At 64.6% G+C, this 15,825-nt stretch carries 15 protein-coding genes and 1 pseudogene; 12 read left to right on the forward strand and 4 right to left on the reverse strand.

Going from position 1 to position 15,825, the window contains the following annotated elements:
* Window positions 1-19: 19 nt before the first annotated feature.
* Window positions 20-514, forward strand: coding sequence for a tetratricopeptide repeat protein (locus ACPPVR_RS13640; protein WP_426614722.1), 495 nt, complete (start codon window positions 20-22; stop codon window positions 512-514).
* 153 nt (window positions 515-667) lie between these two features.
* Here ACPPVR_RS13640 and ACPPVR_RS13645 read toward each other — a convergent pair whose 3' ends face one another.
* Both ACPPVR_RS13645 and gspD read right to left on the reverse strand, forming a co-directional pair.
* Window positions 668-1,264 carry a prepilin peptidase gene (locus ACPPVR_RS13645; RefSeq protein WP_426614723.1) on the reverse strand — a complete coding sequence of 199 codons (597 nt, stop codon included), beginning with the start codon at window positions 1,262-1,264 and terminating at the stop codon, window positions 668-670.
* A 4-nt stretch (window positions 1,265-1,268) separates the two neighbouring features.
* Window positions 1,269-3,614, reverse strand: a complete 2,346-nt coding sequence (gene gspD, locus ACPPVR_RS13650) for a type II secretion system secretin GspD (RefSeq protein ID WP_426614724.1) — start codon at window positions 3,612-3,614, stop codon at window positions 1,269-1,271.
* Window positions 3,615-3,785: 171 nt separating this feature from the next.
* Between gspD and ACPPVR_RS13655 the strand changes: the two genes are divergently transcribed.
* The 11 genes and pseudogenes from ACPPVR_RS13655 to ACPPVR_RS13705 form a co-directional block, all read left to right on the forward strand.
* Complete coding sequence (locus ACPPVR_RS13655; RefSeq protein ID WP_426614725.1) at window positions 3,786-5,471, forward strand: GspE/PulE family protein; 1,686 nt, start codon at window positions 3,786-3,788, stop codon at window positions 5,469-5,471.
* 4 nt (window positions 5,472-5,475) lie between these two features.
* The gene (locus tag ACPPVR_RS13660; protein ID WP_426614726.1) at window positions 5,476-6,687 is read left to right on the forward strand and encodes a type II secretion system F family protein; all 1,212 of its coding nucleotides are present in this window, start codon (window positions 5,476-5,478) and stop codon (window positions 6,685-6,687) included.
* Window positions 6,688-6,805: 118 nt separating this feature from the next.
* Window positions 6,806-7,261, forward strand: coding sequence for a type II secretion system major pseudopilin GspG (gene gspG, locus ACPPVR_RS13665; protein ID WP_426614727.1), 456 nt, complete (start codon window positions 6,806-6,808; stop codon window positions 7,259-7,261).
* Window positions 7,224-7,733 carry a pilus assembly FimT family protein gene (locus ACPPVR_RS13670; protein WP_426614728.1) on the forward strand — a complete coding sequence of 170 codons (510 nt, stop codon included), beginning with the start codon at window positions 7,224-7,226 and terminating at the stop codon, window positions 7,731-7,733. The genes gspG and ACPPVR_RS13670 overlap by 38 nt, the downstream gene beginning before the upstream one ends.
* Window positions 7,711-8,109, forward strand: coding sequence for a type IV pilus modification PilV family protein (locus tag ACPPVR_RS13675; protein WP_426614729.1), 399 nt, complete (start codon window positions 7,711-7,713; stop codon window positions 8,107-8,109). The genes ACPPVR_RS13670 and ACPPVR_RS13675 overlap by 23 nt, the downstream gene beginning before the upstream one ends.
* A gap of 8 nt (window positions 8,110-8,117) precedes the next feature.
* Complete coding sequence (locus ACPPVR_RS13680; protein ID WP_426614730.1) at window positions 8,118-8,825, forward strand: hypothetical protein; 708 nt, start codon at window positions 8,118-8,120, stop codon at window positions 8,823-8,825.
* Window positions 8,822-9,799 carry a general secretion pathway protein GspK gene (locus ACPPVR_RS13685; protein WP_426614731.1) on the forward strand — a complete coding sequence of 326 codons (978 nt, stop codon included), beginning with the start codon at window positions 8,822-8,824 and terminating at the stop codon, window positions 9,797-9,799. Before ACPPVR_RS13680 ends, ACPPVR_RS13685 begins: the two co-directional genes overlap by 4 nt.
* Window position 9,800: 1 nt before the next feature.
* Window positions 9,801-10,838 (forward strand): PilN domain-containing protein, encoded by a 1,038-nt coding sequence (locus tag ACPPVR_RS13690; RefSeq protein WP_426614732.1) that lies wholly within the window; start codon window positions 9,801-9,803, stop codon window positions 10,836-10,838.
* Window positions 10,835-11,416 carry a type II secretion system protein GspM gene (gene gspM, locus ACPPVR_RS13695; RefSeq protein WP_426614733.1) on the forward strand — a complete coding sequence of 194 codons (582 nt, stop codon included), beginning with the start codon at window positions 10,835-10,837 and terminating at the stop codon, window positions 11,414-11,416. Before ACPPVR_RS13690 ends, gspM begins: the two co-directional genes overlap by 4 nt.
* 130 nt (window positions 11,417-11,546) lie before the next feature.
* The gene (locus ACPPVR_RS13700) at window positions 11,547-12,239 is read left to right on the forward strand and encodes a hypothetical protein (RefSeq protein ID WP_426614734.1); all 693 of its coding nucleotides are present in this window, start codon (window positions 11,547-11,549) and stop codon (window positions 12,237-12,239) included.
* 90 nt (window positions 12,240-12,329) lie between these two features.
* Window positions 12,330-12,614: pseudogene (locus tag ACPPVR_RS13705) on the forward strand (tripartite tricarboxylate transporter substrate binding protein); the annotation flags it as partial.
* An 838-nt stretch (window positions 12,615-13,452) separates the two neighbouring features.
* On the opposite strand, the gene ACPPVR_RS13710 reads toward ACPPVR_RS13705, so the two are convergent.
* Entirely contained in the window at window positions 13,453-13,749 is a 297-nt protein-coding gene (locus tag ACPPVR_RS13710; protein WP_426614735.1) for a hypothetical protein, read from the reverse strand.
* 394 nt (window positions 13,750-14,143) lie between these two features.
* A complete protein-coding gene (locus tag ACPPVR_RS13715; protein ID WP_426614736.1) occupies window positions 14,144-15,622 on the reverse strand; it encodes a hypothetical protein in 1,479 nt (492 codons plus the stop codon).
* Between the last annotated feature and the right edge of the window lie 203 nt (window positions 15,623-15,825).

The raw sequence follows: 15,825 nt of genomic DNA on the forward strand, positions 1-15,825 counted from the left end.
GCGGTGGATGCGTGATCCGATGCGACGCGCATGCTGGATGTTGCCTGCGACCGCGCTTGTGCTTGCACCCGTCGCGCCAGCCCACGCCCAATCCCTCCGCAAAGGCGTCTCCGCCTTCTACCGCCAGGAGTATGCGACGGCGTCCCGCGCCTTCATTCCGCTCGCCGAACGCGGCGATGCCGCGGCGCAGACCTATCTCGGCTTCCTGTTCGAGACCGGCCGCGGCGTGCCGCAGAACTATACCGAAGCCGCGATGTGGTACCGCCGGGCGGCGGAGCAGGGCGACGGCCGCGCCCAATATTCGCTGGGGCTGCTCTACGACCGCGGCCAGGGCGTGCCGCAGAACATCGTCGAGGCCTCCAAATGGCTGAACCTGTCGACCGCGTCGGCGCCGCCACGGGTGCGCGAGTCCCGGGCCCGGATCCGCGACGCCGTCACCACCAAGATGACCCGCGGGGAGATCGCCCGGGCCCGCCTGCGGGCGCTGGAATGGGCGCCGAGCCGCGAGCACTGACCTCTGGCGCCGCCTCATGCGGGGTTCGGCCTGTGGTTTCCGCGGCCGTACGACAAAAAAGTCGAAAGCAACCCCATGCAAAGTAGCCGCTGACTGCCGGCGAGAGGCCGCGCGTCTGAAGCAGAAATGCGATTCATTCCGCTTTCATCGGGCTTAGCCGGGCCAGCCGCCGAGCCAGTTCAAATACCAGGTCTCGCCCAGCCAGCCGATCCAGATCGCGGGCGCCAGGAACAGTCCGAACGGCAGGAAGGCCGTTGCGCGCAGCGGCTTCCTTCGCAATGCAGCATTGGCGACATAGGCGCCGATCGCAAGCAGCGCAGCGAGCTCGATCACCGCGGCCACCGTCACAAGATCGAGCCAGGCACCGCAGACCGCCGCGAGCTTGACGTCGCCGAGCCCCAGCCCGTCGCGGCCGCGCCAGCGCCGGTAGAGCGCCATTAGGAGCACCAGTGGAAGCGTGATAGCGGCAGCGCGCGCGACCGGCCAGAGCAGCGCCTCGAGGCCCGCATCCGGCACGACCGCGGCGGCGCGGAGCAGGGCGAGCGCGAAGGCCGCGCCCGTCAGCTCGTTCGGGATCAGATAGTGGCGGGCGTCGTTGGCCGCGATGGCGAGCATCAGGGCGGCGAGGAACGCGCCGTAGAGGCCTTCCGCGCCGGGGGCCGCGACGAGGCTTGCGAACACGCCGACGAGCAGCGCGAGGCTCAGGACGAGGGGGGCGCGTGTTCCGTCGTGCGCGGCTTCGTCCGTCACGCCCTTAGCGCGCCGCCTTGGGCGGGCTCACGGTGATCACCGGATTGCTGGTTCCGACCAGGCGGCTGTTCATCTTGCTGCGCATCTCCTCGGCGATGACATGGGCATCGACGCCGTCCTTGATGACGGTCGGGCGGATGAACAGGATCAGCTCGGTGCGCGCGCGCGCGGTGGTCTGGTGCGAGAAGGCGTCGCCCATGCCGGGAATGGAGTCGAGTACGGGAATGCCCTGGCGCTGCTTGTTCTCGGTCTCGCTGATCAGGCCAGCGAGCAGCACGGTCTGGCCGCTCGTCACCGCGATCGAGCTCTTGACCCGGCGCTGCGAGATCGTCGGCGTCAGCGAGTTGGCGCTGCCGGCGGCCACGCTCGAAATCTCCTGCTCGATGTCGAGCACGACATTGCCGTTGGCGTTGGCGCGCGGCAGCACGCGCAGGATGATGCCGGTGTTCTTGTAGTCGATGGTGTTGACCACGGTGTTGTTGGCGGTCAGCACGGTCGCTGTGCCGGTCGAGAACGGCACCTGGTCGCCGACCTGCAAGGTTGCAGCCTGATTGTCCAGCACCACCAGTGACGGGTTGGACAGTACCTTGACGTTGGTGACGCCGTGCAGCGCGTCGAGAATGACGCGCGGCGAATTTTCGGAGCCGATCAGGAAGTTGAAGCCCGGTAACACGCGTCCGAGCAGGGCGCCGGACGCGGCATTGACGGCGTTGGACGCTGCTTCGACGGCACCGCTGCCAACCGTCGCGGCATTGCTGACGCCGGAGATGGTGTTGGAGATCGAGCCCTTCTGGCTCGCCAGGAAGAACTGCACGCCGTAGTTCAACTGGTCGTTGAGCGTCACCTCGGCGATCGTCGCCTCGATCGCGATCTGGCGTTGCGGCCGGTCGATCTGCCGGACGGTCTGCTCGACGACGCGCTGCGCCTCCTGGTTGGCATAGACGAGAACGGCGTTGTTGGTGACGTCGGCGGTGATGCGCACGTTCTGGAGGATGCCGTTGATGCCGGGCTTCGCGCCGTTGCCCGACAGTCCATTGGCACTGTTGTCTTGCACAGGTGTTGCGGCTGCGGCCGGCGCGGGACGCGCGCTGAACGATGATCCCGGAGCTCCAGTGACCGGGGTTGCGGCGCCGGATGCGGCGGTCGGCATGGCGCTGAGCGCGGCGACCGGATTGCCGGAAGCCGACATCGAAATCCCCGAACCCGGCGAGATCTGGCTTGAAGCGCTATCGAGCGTCGTGTTGCTGGTCGCGCTTTGGCTGAACAACATCTCGTTCAGCATCGCCACGACCACCTTCGAATTGCCGTAGCGCAGCGGATAGGATTTCAGGTTCACGCCGTCAGTGTCGGATTGGTCGAGCCGCGCGATCCAGGTCTGCGCGCGCTTCAGATATTCCGGCTTCTGGCTCACCACGAGGATCGAGTTGAGCCGTGCGATCGGCTGGAGCTTGATCACGTTCTGGCCCATCCCGCCTTCGCCGGAATCCATGATCTTCTCGATCTCGGCGATGACAGGCTCGGGCGAGGAATTGCGCACCGGGAAAATGCCGACCGACTGTCCACGCATCCAGTCGGCGTCGAATGACAGGATGGTGTCAACCGCGGTCGCCCGGTCGCTGCCGCTGCCGCTGACGATCAGCGTGTTGCGGGAACTGTCAGGACGCATGGTCGAGGCCTTCACGCCGAAGGCATCGAGCAGCTTGAAGATGTTTTGCGCCGAGGTGTAGCGCAGCGGCACCACGGTGATGCCCTGGCCGGCTCCGGCGCTGGCCGTGCGGTCGATGCCGCCGGGGCCGGCTTCCGGCGCCGGCAGCAGGCGATAGCCGGTGCGGTCACGCACCAGCGCCACGCCGGACATGCGCAGCGCATTCTCCAGCACGTAGATCGCGTCCGCCTTGGGCACCGGACGCACCGAGGCGAGCGTCACGGTTCCCTGCACGCGGGGATCGATGGTGTAGCCAACGTTGAGTACGTCACCAAGGATGACCTTTGCGACGGTCGCCACCGGGGCGTTCTCGAAATTGAGATCGTAGCCGCTGCCGCCGCCATCGTCGCGTTCGGCAAGGGCGCCGCTTTGCGGCGCTGCACCATCGCTGAGATAGATCGCGGGCCTGGACGATTTCGCCTGGCCCATGCCGCTCGCCCCTGCATCCGCAGGTTGCCGCGGCTCGAGATCGAGGGCGCGGATCTTGTCGACAAGATCCTGGGCGCGCGGATCCTTGGGGTCCGCTTCGACCGATTGGTCGGCCGTGACGATGCAGGCGGTGAGCAGGAAGGCGGACGACAAAAGGACGAGCGTTCCAGTCAACGCTGAGCGCAGGCGCAAGAGCGGCTGAACCACCTCAAACAAGATACGCCTACCAACGCTGAGAGAAAGAAGCGTCCGATCCCCCTTGGCTCGGACGCGCAATAATTTGCCGCACGATTATGTTTTTGCTAAGAAATAAGTCAAGGGCAAAGGACCTTCCGTGCTCCGTCGAAGCTGTTGTATTCTAGTAACAAGGTCAACGCTGTGAATGCGATGCGCGACCGCTCCGCCGATAGCTTCAGGCAGCATCTCCTGGAAAAATATTCACTGCCGCCGCGAGCGCAGGTCCGTGTGGAACGGTCAGCCAATCCGGCGCTCACGCGTCCGCTGCGCGAATTCTGGGAGGCCACTGATCTGTCGGCGGCGGAATTCGCCGACGAGCTGTCCGATTATTTTTCTCTGCCGCGATTGAGCCTTCCGCAACTGCTCACGACCACGCCCCGTCTCGACGGTTTTTCGCGGCGATTCCTGCGTGAATCCACCATCTTTCCCTTTGGCGCGCCGGATGGTGGATTTCGCCTGGCTGTAGCCGATCCCTCCGACACGGCGGCCATTCGTGCCGCCGAAATCGTGTTCGGAACGCCGGTCGATGTCGTCGTAGCGTCATATGAGGACATTACGACAGTCCTGGATCAGCGAGCCGATGCCGACGATGCGAATGCAGACAAAAGCGCCGGCCGCGCGGCGCAGTCCGACGACGACATCGAGAGCCTGCGCGATCTCGCCAGCGGTGCGCCGGTGGTGCGCGCGCTCAACGATCTCCTGGAGCGCGCGGTCGATCTGCGTGCCAGCGACATCCATGTCGAGCCGTTCCGCGCTGGTCTCGTAGTGCGCATGCGCGTCGATGGCTTGTTGCGCGCGCTGCCGTCGCCGCACGGCATCCCGCCGCAGGCGCTGATCTCGCGCATCAAGATTCTCGCCAGCCTTAATATCGCCGAGCGGCGCCTGCCGCAGGACGGCGCGGCGCGTGTCCGCGTCGGACGCAGCGAGCTCGACGTCCGTGTCGCCACCATGCCAACGCAGCATGGCGAGAGCGCCGTCATCCGCCTGTTGCCACGAGACCGCGGTCTGCTGGAGATGAGCAAGCTCGGGCTCGGCGCGCGCGACGAGAACGTGATGACGCGGCTGCTGGCGATGCCGCATGGCATGATCGTGGTCACGGGCCCGACCGGCAGCGGCAAGACCACGACGCTTGCCACCATGCTGTCGATCCTCAACGAGCCGACGCGCAAGATCCTCACGATCGAGGATCCCGTCGAGTACGAGATCCCCGGCATCAACCAGTCCCAGGTCAAGCCGTCGATCGGACTGACCTTCGCTACCGCCATGCGCTCTTTCGTGCGCCAGGACCCCGACGTCATCATGGTCGGCGAAGTCCGCGACGCCGAGACCGCGCATATTGCAATCCATGCCGCGCTCACCGGCCATCTCGTGCTGACGACGCTGCATACCGAGACGGCGGCCGCCGCCGTACCGCGTCTGATCGATCTCGGCATCGAGGGCTTTCTGCTCAAGTCGACGCTGCGCGCGGTGGTGGCGCAGCGCCTGGTGCGCATGCTCTGCGACCGTTGCAAGGTGCCGCATGCGCTGACCGAGGCCGATCTCGCCAAGGACCCGCGCTTTGCCGTGATCGGCTTCAAGTGCGACGAAATCGTGCACGAGGCAGGTGGCTGCGAGCGTTGCGGCGGCACCGGCTATCGTGGTCGTAACGGCGTGTTTGAAATCCTGGAAATGTCCGACGAGGTGCGCGCGCTGATCGGACCGCAGACCGATTCCCACTCCATCGACGCCGCCGCGATGCGGGGCGGCATGACGACGATGCTGGAGGATGCGGTCGCAAAATGCCGGGCCGGATTGACGACGGTGCCCGAAGTCTTCCGCGTCACGACGGTGCGCTAAGCTCATGCAGAACTACCGCTATCGCGCGCTCAATGCCAACGGCGAACTGGTCTCCGGGGCCATCGCCGCGCCCGCGCCCGGCGATGTGGCGCAGCGGATCGAGCGACTCGGCCTGGTGCTGGTCGACAACGTCACGCCGGAAGAGGGCGGCGCGGCTGGCAGTGCGTTCAGCCTCTTCAACCGGCCAAAAGCCGAAGACGTCACCATCTTCACCCGTGACCTCGCGTTGCTGTTGCGCGCTGGCGCCCGCATCAATGACGGGCTGGAGCTGCTCGCAGCCGATCCCGATTTCGGACGGCTGCGGCCGGTCGTCGCCGACATCCGCGCGCGCGTCGTCTCCGGCGAGAGTTTTGCCGAGGCGCTGGTGCGGCATGAGGGGCTGTTTCCACCGATGTATATCGCGCTGGTGCGGGTTGGCGAGGCGTCCGGATCGCTGGATCAGGTGCTTGAGGTGCTGGCCGGTGAACGCGCGCGCAGCGAGGCGCTGAAGCGCCGGCTGACGGATGCGATCCGCTATCCCGTCTTCGTGCTCGGCGCGGCCGGCTGCGTGCTGCTGTTCTTCCTCACTTTCGTGCTGCCGCAGTTTGCCAGCGTGTTGCAGGATTTCGGCGCCAAGGTCGATCCGATCGTCGGCGTGTTCCTGAACATCTCGACCTTTTTGCGCGGCAATTCCGACGCTGTGCTGGTCGGGCTTGCCGTCACGATCGCCGCCGCGTGGCTGCTGTTGCGTCAGGAGCGCGTCCGCCGCGGCATGACCAATGCGATCACGCGGCTGCCGGCGATCCGCAACGTGATGCGCTCGTACCGAACGGCGCTGTTCTGCCGCAATCTCGGCCTGCTGCTCGGCAGCGGCGTCAACCTCACCACCACGCTGCGCATCCTGATCGACATGATGGCAACGACGGGCCCGTCCGCGGTCTGGGGCGATGCCGCCGACCGCGTCCGTCATGGTTCGAAGCTTTCCGATGCGCTCGCGGATACCGACGCGCTGCCGGCGATGGCGGTGCGCATGCTAAGACTCGGCGACGAGACGGGGCAGTTGCCGATGCTGTCCGGCCGGGTCGCCGAGTTTTATGAGGTCAAGCTCCAGCGTACGCTCGACCGCGCGGTCGGCATTGCCGGGCCTGCGGCGATCATCGCGATCTCCCTGGTCGTCGGCGGCCTGATCACGTCGGTGATGACGGCGCTGATGTCGGTGAGCCAGATTGTCGGTTAGGCTGAAGCGCGATGGGATATCGTCATCGCGCTTCAGGTTGTTGTTTGAGCATGATCTTTTCGGAAAACCGCTTCGCATTTTTCCAGATCATGCTCTAGGGTAACGAGAGGGGTTCGAAGTGACCAAACATCCATCGTCAAGGCGCAGCCGGCGGCGCGTAGACCGGGGAGAGGCCGGCTTCACCCTGGTCGAGATGCTCGTCGTCATCACCATCATCGGGATGATCATGGCGCTGGTCGGCCCCCGGGTGCTGAACTATCTCAGCGAGTCCAAGGCCAAGGCGGCAAAAATCCAGATCGAGAGCTTTTCCAGCGCGCTCGATCTCTACTATCTCGATCTCGGCCGCTATCCGACGTCGAATGAAGGCCTCACCGGGCTGACGCGCAGCAACAATCAAGCGGGCTGGAACGGGCCTTATCTGCGCGGCGGCGTGGTGCCGACCGATCCCTGGGGCCATATCTATGTCTATCGCTCGCCGGGCGCGAGCGCACCCTACGACATCATCTCGCTCGGATCTGACGGACAGGAAGGCGGCAGTGGAACGGCAGCCGACATTGCCAGCGGCACGCGCTGAGGCAAGCTGTGATGCGCAAGGCTTGGATGCGCGCGGCTTCGCGCTGATCGAGATCCTGTGCGTGCTCGCGATCATCGGCCTGCTCGCGGCGATCATCCTGCCGGCGATCCCACGCACGACGACGCGTGCGAAGCTGGAGAGCTACGCGGTCGAGACCGCCGCGCTGCTCAAGGCTGATCGCAATTCGGCGCTGCGCCGGCAGGTTTGGGTGGCAACCCAGGTGGATGCGGAGGCGCGTGCGATCCGTTCCGGCGTCACCGGGCGGACCATTCGCCTCCCGCGCGACGTGATCGTGCAGGCGACGCTGGCCTCGCGCTGCGCCGATCGCGCGACGGGACGGTCGATCGATTTCTTTCCGTCGGGCATGTCGTGCGGCGGGGTGATCGCGCTGGCGCGGCCCGGCATGGGCTACGAGGTGCGCGTCAACTGGCTGACTGGAGGCGTCGAGATTGTCTCGCAGAAGCTGCTCTGACGGCACCGCCGGCTTTACCCTGATCGAGGCGCTGGTCGCGCTTGCGATCATCGCGATCGTGCTTGGGACGATCGGTTCGGTCATCGCCACCACCGCGAAAGGCACGCGCTCGATCGACCAGCGTATGGCGCTGGCCGGCACGGCCGAGACGCTGCTTGCGGATTTGCCGGCGCGCGGATTGCTGAAGCCCGGCCGGCAGAGCGGCGAGCTTGCCGGCAGCCGCTGGCGCGTCGACGTCGCGCCGATGAATGTGGCGGGCGGCAATCCCGCCACCGATCGCTTCGTGCCGCTGGCGGTCAATCTGCGGCTCCAGCGCGCCGACGGAGCTGCGATCCAGGTCACGACGGTGAAGCTGGTGCCAAGGCCCGCGCAATGACCCGCGCAATGAAACGCCTTCACCGCGCCCTGCGCTCCGAGGCGGGCTTCACCCTGCTCGAGGTGCTGCTGGCCACGCTGTTGATGACGGTGATCCTGTCTGCGCTCGCGACCGTGACGGCGCAGTGGCTGCCGAACTGGAACCGCGGCATCGCCCGCGTGCAGCGTGCGGAGCGTCTGGCCACCGGCCTCGACCGCATCGTCGCCGACCTGTCGGTTGCCGAGCAGATGGCCGTGAACGGCGACGCCAAGGTGCCGCTGTTCGACGGCGCCGAATTGTCGGTGACCTTCGTGCGTACGGCGCTCGGCCCGAGCGCGCGTCCGGGCCTCGAATTCATCCGCTTGATCGAAAAAGCCGACGCGCAGGGGCTCGCGCTGGTGCGCGAGCGTGCACCGTTCCAGCCGATGGCGACGGACGGGCAGATCCGCTTCGTCGACCAGGTGGTGCTGATCCGCGCGCCGTTCCGCGTGAGCTTCGCCTATGCCGGGCCGGACAGGCAGTGGCAGCCCGTCTGGCAAAGCCAGGCGCAACTGCCCGAGCGCATCCGCATCACGGTGCGTGACGGCGCCACCGGTCAGGTGCTGGCGGTGTCGGCGGCGGCCCTTCCGCACATCACGGCGCCGGCCGAATGCGCGCGAGCCAAGAATCCGACGACCTGCGTGACGGCGGGCAAAAGGCCGCAACAGGCGGATAAAAAAGAGGAGCAGCAGCTGTGAGCGGCGCTGCGCATGATCGGGGAGCCGACCGGGCCGTTCTCCGAACTGTTCTCCGAACTGTTCTTGGCTGTAAACGCGGCTTCGCTGCTTCTGGCGACAGCGGCGGCTTCATCGTCGTCGTCGTGCTCTGGATGCTGGCTGCGCTGGCCGCGCTCGCGCTGATCTACCTGACCTATGTCACCAACACCGCAGTCACGGTGGCCGTCAGCGCCGACCGGTTGCAGGCCGATGCGCTGATGAACGCCGGCCTCGAGCTCGCGGCCTACCGGCTGACCGCGCAGCAAGAGGCGACGCGGGCGACCAGCGGCACTTTCAACGCCCGCGTCGGGGCGGGCCGGGTGGCCGTGACGTTCCGCTCGGAGGCCGCGCGCATCGATCTCAACATGGCGCCGAAGGCCATCCTCGCGGGCCTGATGACGACGCTCGGCGTCTCGGCGATGGATGCGCCGGTCTACGCCGACCGGATCATGGCGTGGCGGTCCTCGACGGAGGCCGGTCAGGACAATCCGGAGGATTCCTACTACCGCACGCTCGGTGCGCCCTATCTGCCGCGCCATGCGCCGTTTCCGCACAGCGACGAGCTGTGGCTCGTGCGCGGCATTCCGCCTGTCGTGGTCGAGCGCGTGCTGCCTTTCGTCACCGTGTTCAGCAACATGCGGACGGTGAACGTGGTGGACGCGGCGCCGCAGGTAGTGGCCGCGCTGCCCGGCATGACGCCGGAGACGCTGCAACAGCTGCTGCGCGACCGTGCCGATCCCAACGTCAATCCGCAGTCCCTGGTCGGGCTGGCCGGCAGCGCCAGCGCGACGATCGAGGGCTCGAAGGCCTACCGGCTGACGGTCGCCGTCGAAGCGCCGTCGCACCGGCAGAGCTCGGCCGAGATCGTCATCCTGCTTCTCGAAAGCGGCGATGAGCCCTATCGTGTATTGTCGTGGCACAACGCCTTCGACGGCTCCGCCGGAAAGCCTCTGTGAGATGAGCTCGCTCAGTTCCCTTCGTACCATTCTCGACGCCTGGACCGGCACGGTGGCCGGTGCCATCGTCGCCGGACTCGAACGGATGGTGTCGCCGCGCCTGGCGCGGCTGGTCGAGGACGAGAACGGCACGTTCGCGCTGGAGGCTGCGAAGCCGGAGAATGCGCCTAAGGAGATCGCGTTCGAGGACGGCAAGTTTGCGGCCGTCAATCTGGCGCAGATCGTCCGCGGCAGCCGCGTCGAGATCGTGCTGCGGCCTTCGCGCTTCCTGTTCCGCCCGCTGGAGCTGCCGGCGCGTGCGGCCGATTTCCTCGACGGCATCGTGCGGGCGCAGATCGACCGGCTGACGCCGTGGAGCGCCGCAGAAGCCGTGTTCGGTTGCAGCGCGCCAGTGGCGCAAGGCAACGAGGGCATCACTACGCTGATCGCGGCCGCACCGCGCAGACTGGCGATGGGCTATGTCGAGGCGCTATCGGGCTTTCATCCGTCCGCGATCGCGATTGTGACGGAGGCGGCCGAGGGCGGCCGCATCAAGGTGTTCGAGCAGAAATCGCGCGGCGCGGTCGACCCGGCGCGGTTGAGCCGGAGGCTGCAAGCGGTGCTGGCCATTGCCGCCGTCGCCGCGGTTGCAGGGTCGATTGCCGCCGGTTATCTGGCCGACAGTCTCGGTGCGCAGGAGGGAGAGCTCGAGCGGCAGATCACCCAGCGCCGCGCCGCGATCCGCGGCAGCGACGGCGGCGAGCGCTCGCCGCTGGCGCTGCTGGAGCGACGCAAATACGAGACGGCGGCGAGTGTGATCGTGCTGGAATCGCTCAGCCGCCTTCTGCCCGACCACACTTACGTCACCGAACTGCACCTGGCCGGCAACAAGCTCCAGATCGCCGGCATCACGCGCGATGCGCCTTCGCTGATTCCGCTGATCGAGCAGTCCCAGCATTTCACCCGTGCGACCTTCTACGCCCCGACCACGCGAGCCTCCTCCGATCCCGGCGAGCGTTTCCACATCGAGGCGCAGATCGAACCTAGGAACGCGCCATGAGCAGCGCAGGGATCACGAGCGGAAATGCGGTGACGCGGGCGCTCGCCGGCTCGCCGCTGATCGCGGTCACGCTCTATGTCGCGGTTGCGGGCGGGCTGCTACTGATGGCGGGCCTGTCGGTTGCCGACGTCATCGCCCACCGCCAGGCCCTGGCGCAGACCTCCGACCTGCTCGACCAGTTGCGTGGCCGCAAGACAGGCGCCGGCAATGCCGCAGCATCATCGGCCGAGCATCCCGGCACGCCGTTCCTGGAAGGCCCGACCGTGACGGTCGCGGGCGCCAATCTGTTGCAGCGGGTTGCGACGGCAGTCGGCAATGTCGGCGGCTCGGTGCAGTCCTCGCAGGTCGACGTCTCCGGCGCGCAAGTGAAGGACGGCTTCGTCGGCCTCGTCGTGAGCTGCGAGCTGGAGCAGCCCGCAATCCAGAAGGTGCTTTACGATCTCGAGGCCGGCATGCCCTTCTTGTTCGTCGATCAGCTCGACGTCCAGGTGCCGCAGACCACCGCGATGAGCGAGGTCGGCACCGGCCGCGTCAGGGTGATTTTGGGCGTCTCCGGCCAGTGGCAGGCAGGGAAGTAGGGCGGTTCGCGGGGAACGGACCACGTCGTTGGGCGGGTTTTGCGCCGGGTTCGTTCCCGCTCGCGTGGTTCAAGTTGATGATAGGGCGTATTCGAACTAGTTTGTTGCCCGGATATGCAAGGGAATTTCGATGTCCGTGGGGATGAGACTGACGGGATTGGCGGTGTTGTGCGCGGTTCTCGGCACGGCCCGGGCCTTGGCCGCCACGTCGTCACGCATGGACATCCTGCCCGACGATGCCGCCGGCAGTCCGGCCGAGAGCGTCGACGTCGGTGCGGTGAGGCCGATTGCCCGGCCTGCGCAGGCTGCCAGCAGGCCGGCTCCCCGCGGCAACCCGCTGTGGTCGGTGCCGCTGTCGGCGCTGACCGTGACCCAGGAGCGCCCGATCTTCTCGGCCATGCGCCGGCCGCCGCCGCGCGCAGTCGCGGCGGCGCCGGTCGAAGAGGCTCGCGTGCCGCCGCCAAGGCCGGTCGAGGCGCCGCCGCCTCTGATGCTGGTCGGGGCCGTGGTGGGCGAGGGCGATGCGATCGCTATTCTGGTCAATCGCGACGACCAGAAGGTCGTTCGCCTGCGGCAAGGTGAATCGCTTGGCGGCTGGTCGCTGATTTCGGTCCAGCCCCGCGAGGTGACGCTCAAGCAGGGCGATCGCAGCGAGGTGCTGGCGCTGCAGCGGCCGGACGCCGCGGCCACGTCCGCGAACCCGCCCGCAGCCGTATCGGCGGAGGCCGGCGGCAAGCTGACGATGCCGACCACGGCCAACACGGCGTTCGCGCCCTTCGTGCCGCGCGCGACGCCGAAGAACGGTGAGGCAGGCGGGCTCTGAGCGCGAGCGGCCTGCGGTGCGATCACGCTTCATTTGTAAGGGCGATGGCGTTTTACGCGCGAGACTCTGTTCGGTTATTTATCGTAGATCCTGAGATGGCCAACGGTCGTGACGGCCGTGCTTTGCGGCACGCCGGCTTGTGCCGGCTGGGAACCGACCAAGCCCGTTGAGATCGTGGTGGCGGCGGGCGCCGGCGGTGCCTCCGACCAGATGGCGCGCATGATGCAGGCCGCGATCCAGAAGAACAATCTGATGAAGCAGCCGATGGTCGTTTCGCTCAAGGGCGGCGCCTCGGGCGCGGAAGCGCTGATGTACATGAAGTCCAGCGAGGGCGATCCGAACAAGGTGCTGATCGCGTATTCACTGATGCTGCTCGCGATCTCCCCGCCTGGCAACGTGACGTTCCAGACGTAGAAAACCCATGCGACAGCAGCTGCAGGCTTCAACCAGCTCAGCATGTCCTATTGGGCGCGGGCTGTTACACTTTCCTTTTAAGGTGCGCCCCCGTTGAACTCGTCTATTTCGTATCGTCCAGACATCGACGGCCTGCGAGCCATAGCCGTTGCTGCGGTTGTGTTGTTTCGAGCCTTTTACCGGGGGGGCTTCATTGGTGTCGACATCTTCTTTGTAATCTCAGGCTTTTGATAACCAGCATTGTTTTGAATGAGATCGGCGCAGGGCCTTTTAGTCTGGTGCGCTTCTACCAAAGGCGGATTCGCAGGATATTTCCGGCGTTGGTTCTTGTGTTGGCGATTACTTGTTCTAACTGGATTTTTATGTTGCTCCCCAGCCAGTACGTATCCTTGGGGAAGAATACGTTCGCCGGAGCGCTCTTCTTTCCAAACTTCATGCTCCTTTAAGAGATCCGATACTTCGATATAGCCGCTTCTCTAAAGCCGTTACTTCATCTGTGGTCTCTGGGAGTGGAAGAGCAGTTCTACTTAATATTTCCCCTGCTGCTGCTGCTGGCTCTCTGAGCTGGTTTAAAGTCTCCCTTATCGCGTGGGTTCTTGCGATCGCAGGGTTGTCGTTTGTGCTCAGTTGCATCATGACGGTTAGTCATCCGTCTGCTGCGTTCTGTTTGCCGCTCACTCGCGCAGGGAGCTATTGGGAGGAGCGCTGCTGGCAATAAGTCCATTTTGCTTCGAAAGACTCAACGCTTACGTCTCAAATGCGCTTGCGATTCTCGACTCCGTCCTTATTGCGACTGCTCTTATTGCTTTGCACGCGAAAGCTCCATTTCCCGGCTGGAGAGCCGCGCTCTCCAGCGCGTATAACAGGGCAAGTCAAAAGCCGCAGCGGTCAACTCGTTTGGAATGAGGTAGTGGCGGGCATCGTTCAAGGCGATCGCGATCATTAGGGTGGCGAGATATGCACCCAGCAACCCATTGGCACCCGGGGCGATCAGGAGGCTTGTGAAAACCGCCATAAACAGCGCAAGAGCGAATGCCAGACCGCTTCGGATTGTCTTTGGTTGCCCTTGGGTGGAATCCTGATTGGAGGAGTGCATAGCCTCTCTGGCATTTGCGAATGGAGTAAGCGACAAAAGGAGCGCTTGAGACGGGTGGCCATACCGATTGCAATCCGGCATACCGACTGACCTTTCCGATGGCCTTTCGGACTCTGTCTCATAAAGTTGTGACAAGTGATCCCTCGATCGCCACAGGTCGGACAGTTTCCCGATCGCTCATATGCGATCGAACCCAAACTGCTGCGTTGATTTAGGGCTTGGTGCCCGGGCCATGATCGGCCTGTTGTAACGAAAAGGCCTCAACGGGAGCCCTCAGCTTGGTGGGTGGCGACTCGGATGTTTCTGGCCAAACCGAGGAACAGGCAGACAAGGGCAAACGCAGAGCGCGCAGATGACGTATCATGGAGCCGCCCGGACCTCTCGGCGACCCCGTCTAATCGCGTTCTATTGACACACTGGGTTTCTTTGCGCGCATTGCAATCCATAGCAGGTATGCGGCAAGAAGGACCAGCGGAAGCTGCACGAGGTAAGCCGGCCAGCCCATCCAGGGTCCGTAGTGAAGGAAGAACATTTGCTTCGGGAATTCCGTGAGGTCGGCATAGTCGTTGCCTTCCCACGGCGCGACGTTGAACCTGAGCCAGAATTGCGCGCTGAGGATCGTCATGATGGCAAAGAGATATCCGAAGATCTTCGATGTACCGGCCCTGTCCAGTACAAGCGCCAGCCCCAATACGAGGCATGGCCAGGCTCCGAGTATGAAACGAGATTCAGTGACTAGCACCAGCGGCAAAGTGGCGGCGACGATGCCGACTGGGCCGAGCCCCACTTTCCGCAGTTCGGTGCTCACGTCCTGCCATCTGAGCATCACGAGCAGGACGGCCGGTCCCCAAAGGAGCGTGGCCGCCAGGAACGGCATCAGAAATTTTCCTCTGCCGGTCAAGGGAAAGATGATCAACTTCAATACATACAGGACGCCGCTGGGATTCGGAACATCTGGGTTTGATATGGCCGTGGACGCAATTTGAGGGATGAGCAGTCCAGCACCAGCAAGAAGAAAGAAGCGCAGGGGTACATCAGCGAACACGCCCAGAGGACAGCGGCTCAACAAGACGGGGCCGATCAGGATCCAAAGGGCAAGTACAATGACCATCAAGGATGGGGCGCCGGTAAGAAAGATGGCTAGCTCGTGAACCGCGGAGCCTTTCGTGATTGCCGTGGAAAGGGACGCAAGCACGGAGATCGATATCGCCGCCACCGCGATCGCCATGAACAGGCGAATGGCGCGCAGTTGACGGTCGTTCCGCTTCCAGTCGGAGGTGGTCGCAGGCAACTGCACGTTCTCAGCGTTTGGCAATTTCAGGTTCAGGGAGATCAGCAACAAGGCCCCGTAGAGCCCTGTCAGTTGCCACACAAATGACCCCGCGATCGTCACAACGAAGAGCAGCAAGGGCCGTTTTTCCAGAAAAAGCCAAAGTAGGAGCAGGTTCACCAGCAGAGCGACGCCATCCGTCAATACCGGGTAATACATCAGGTGCTTGGTCGCAAAGTAATTCAGGAACAGGCTGGCGAACCCGATCCACAGGCCGCCCGGCCCGATCGAAAGCAGATCCGCCATTCTCTTCCAAATGATGGCGCCCAGAACCAGCGCCAGCAAGTTGAGGAGTTCGAAACTACGAATGATGTTTTGGTCGGAGAAATCGGCGCCCGAGACTTCAAGCATCGTCCTCACGATCAGTGAGGGAAGGACCCGCTGTGAATAGTATCGACTGAGCTGCCCATCGCTGATCATCGAACCGAGTCTGCGCACCATGTCGGCGTAGGTGACGCCGTCCCATCCGAACCCTCCTCCGGCAGGAACAATCTCGCCAAACAGGAGATTGGAGACGCCTAAGACGAGGACGATGGCGATCATGCAGACCAGTGTCGTCGACGCGCCCAATCTCGAAAAAAGCCCGTGCATTTCGCTTGTTCTTTAGGAGGGGGATTGCAATCCGGCCGCCGGCCGATCGTGTTCGGCGGCTCTTGGGAGCGTGTCTCACAATCGCGGGCCCATAACAAGGTATGTGTTAGCTGCGGAGGAGAGACGGTGCCGATTAGACCACGGTGGATGGGGCC

Origin of the sequence: Bradyrhizobium sp. McL0616 (assembly GCF_049993385.1) — a bacterium.
Taxonomy (GTDB): Bacteria; Pseudomonadota; Alphaproteobacteria; order Rhizobiales; family Xanthobacteraceae; genus Bradyrhizobium.

Excerpts from the sequence above, each read along its gene's own strand:
- ACPPVR_RS13640 (WP_426614722.1), top strand. The coding sequence starts at position 20 with ATGCGACGCGCATGCTGGATGTTGCCTGCGACCGCGCTTGTGCTTGCA.
- ACPPVR_RS13655 (WP_426614725.1), top strand. The coding sequence starts at position 3,786 with ATGCGCGACCGCTCCGCCGATAGCTTCAGGCAGCATCTCCTGGAAAAA.
- ACPPVR_RS13660 (WP_426614726.1), top strand. The coding sequence starts at position 5,476 with ATGCAGAACTACCGCTATCGCGCGCTCAATGCCAACGGCGAACTGGTC.
- ACPPVR_RS13680 (WP_426614730.1), top strand. The coding sequence starts at position 8,118 with ATGAAACGCCTTCACCGCGCCCTGCGCTCCGAGGCGGGCTTCACCCTG.
- ACPPVR_RS13690 (WP_426614732.1), top strand. The coding sequence starts at position 9,801 with ATGAGCTCGCTCAGTTCCCTTCGTACCATTCTCGACGCCTGGACCGGC.
- gspM (WP_426614733.1), top strand. The coding sequence starts at position 10,835 with ATGAGCAGCGCAGGGATCACGAGCGGAAATGCGGTGACGCGGGCGCTC.
- ACPPVR_RS13700 (WP_426614734.1), top strand. The coding sequence starts at position 11,547 with ATGTCCGTGGGGATGAGACTGACGGGATTGGCGGTGTTGTGCGCGGTT.
- ACPPVR_RS13710 (WP_426614735.1), bottom strand. The coding sequence starts at position 13,749 with ATGCACTCCTCCAATCAGGATTCCACCCAAGGGCAACCAAAGACAATC.
- ACPPVR_RS13715 (WP_426614736.1), bottom strand. The coding sequence starts at position 15,622 with ATGATCGCCATCGTCCTCGTCTTAGGCGTCTCCAATCTCCTGTTTGGC.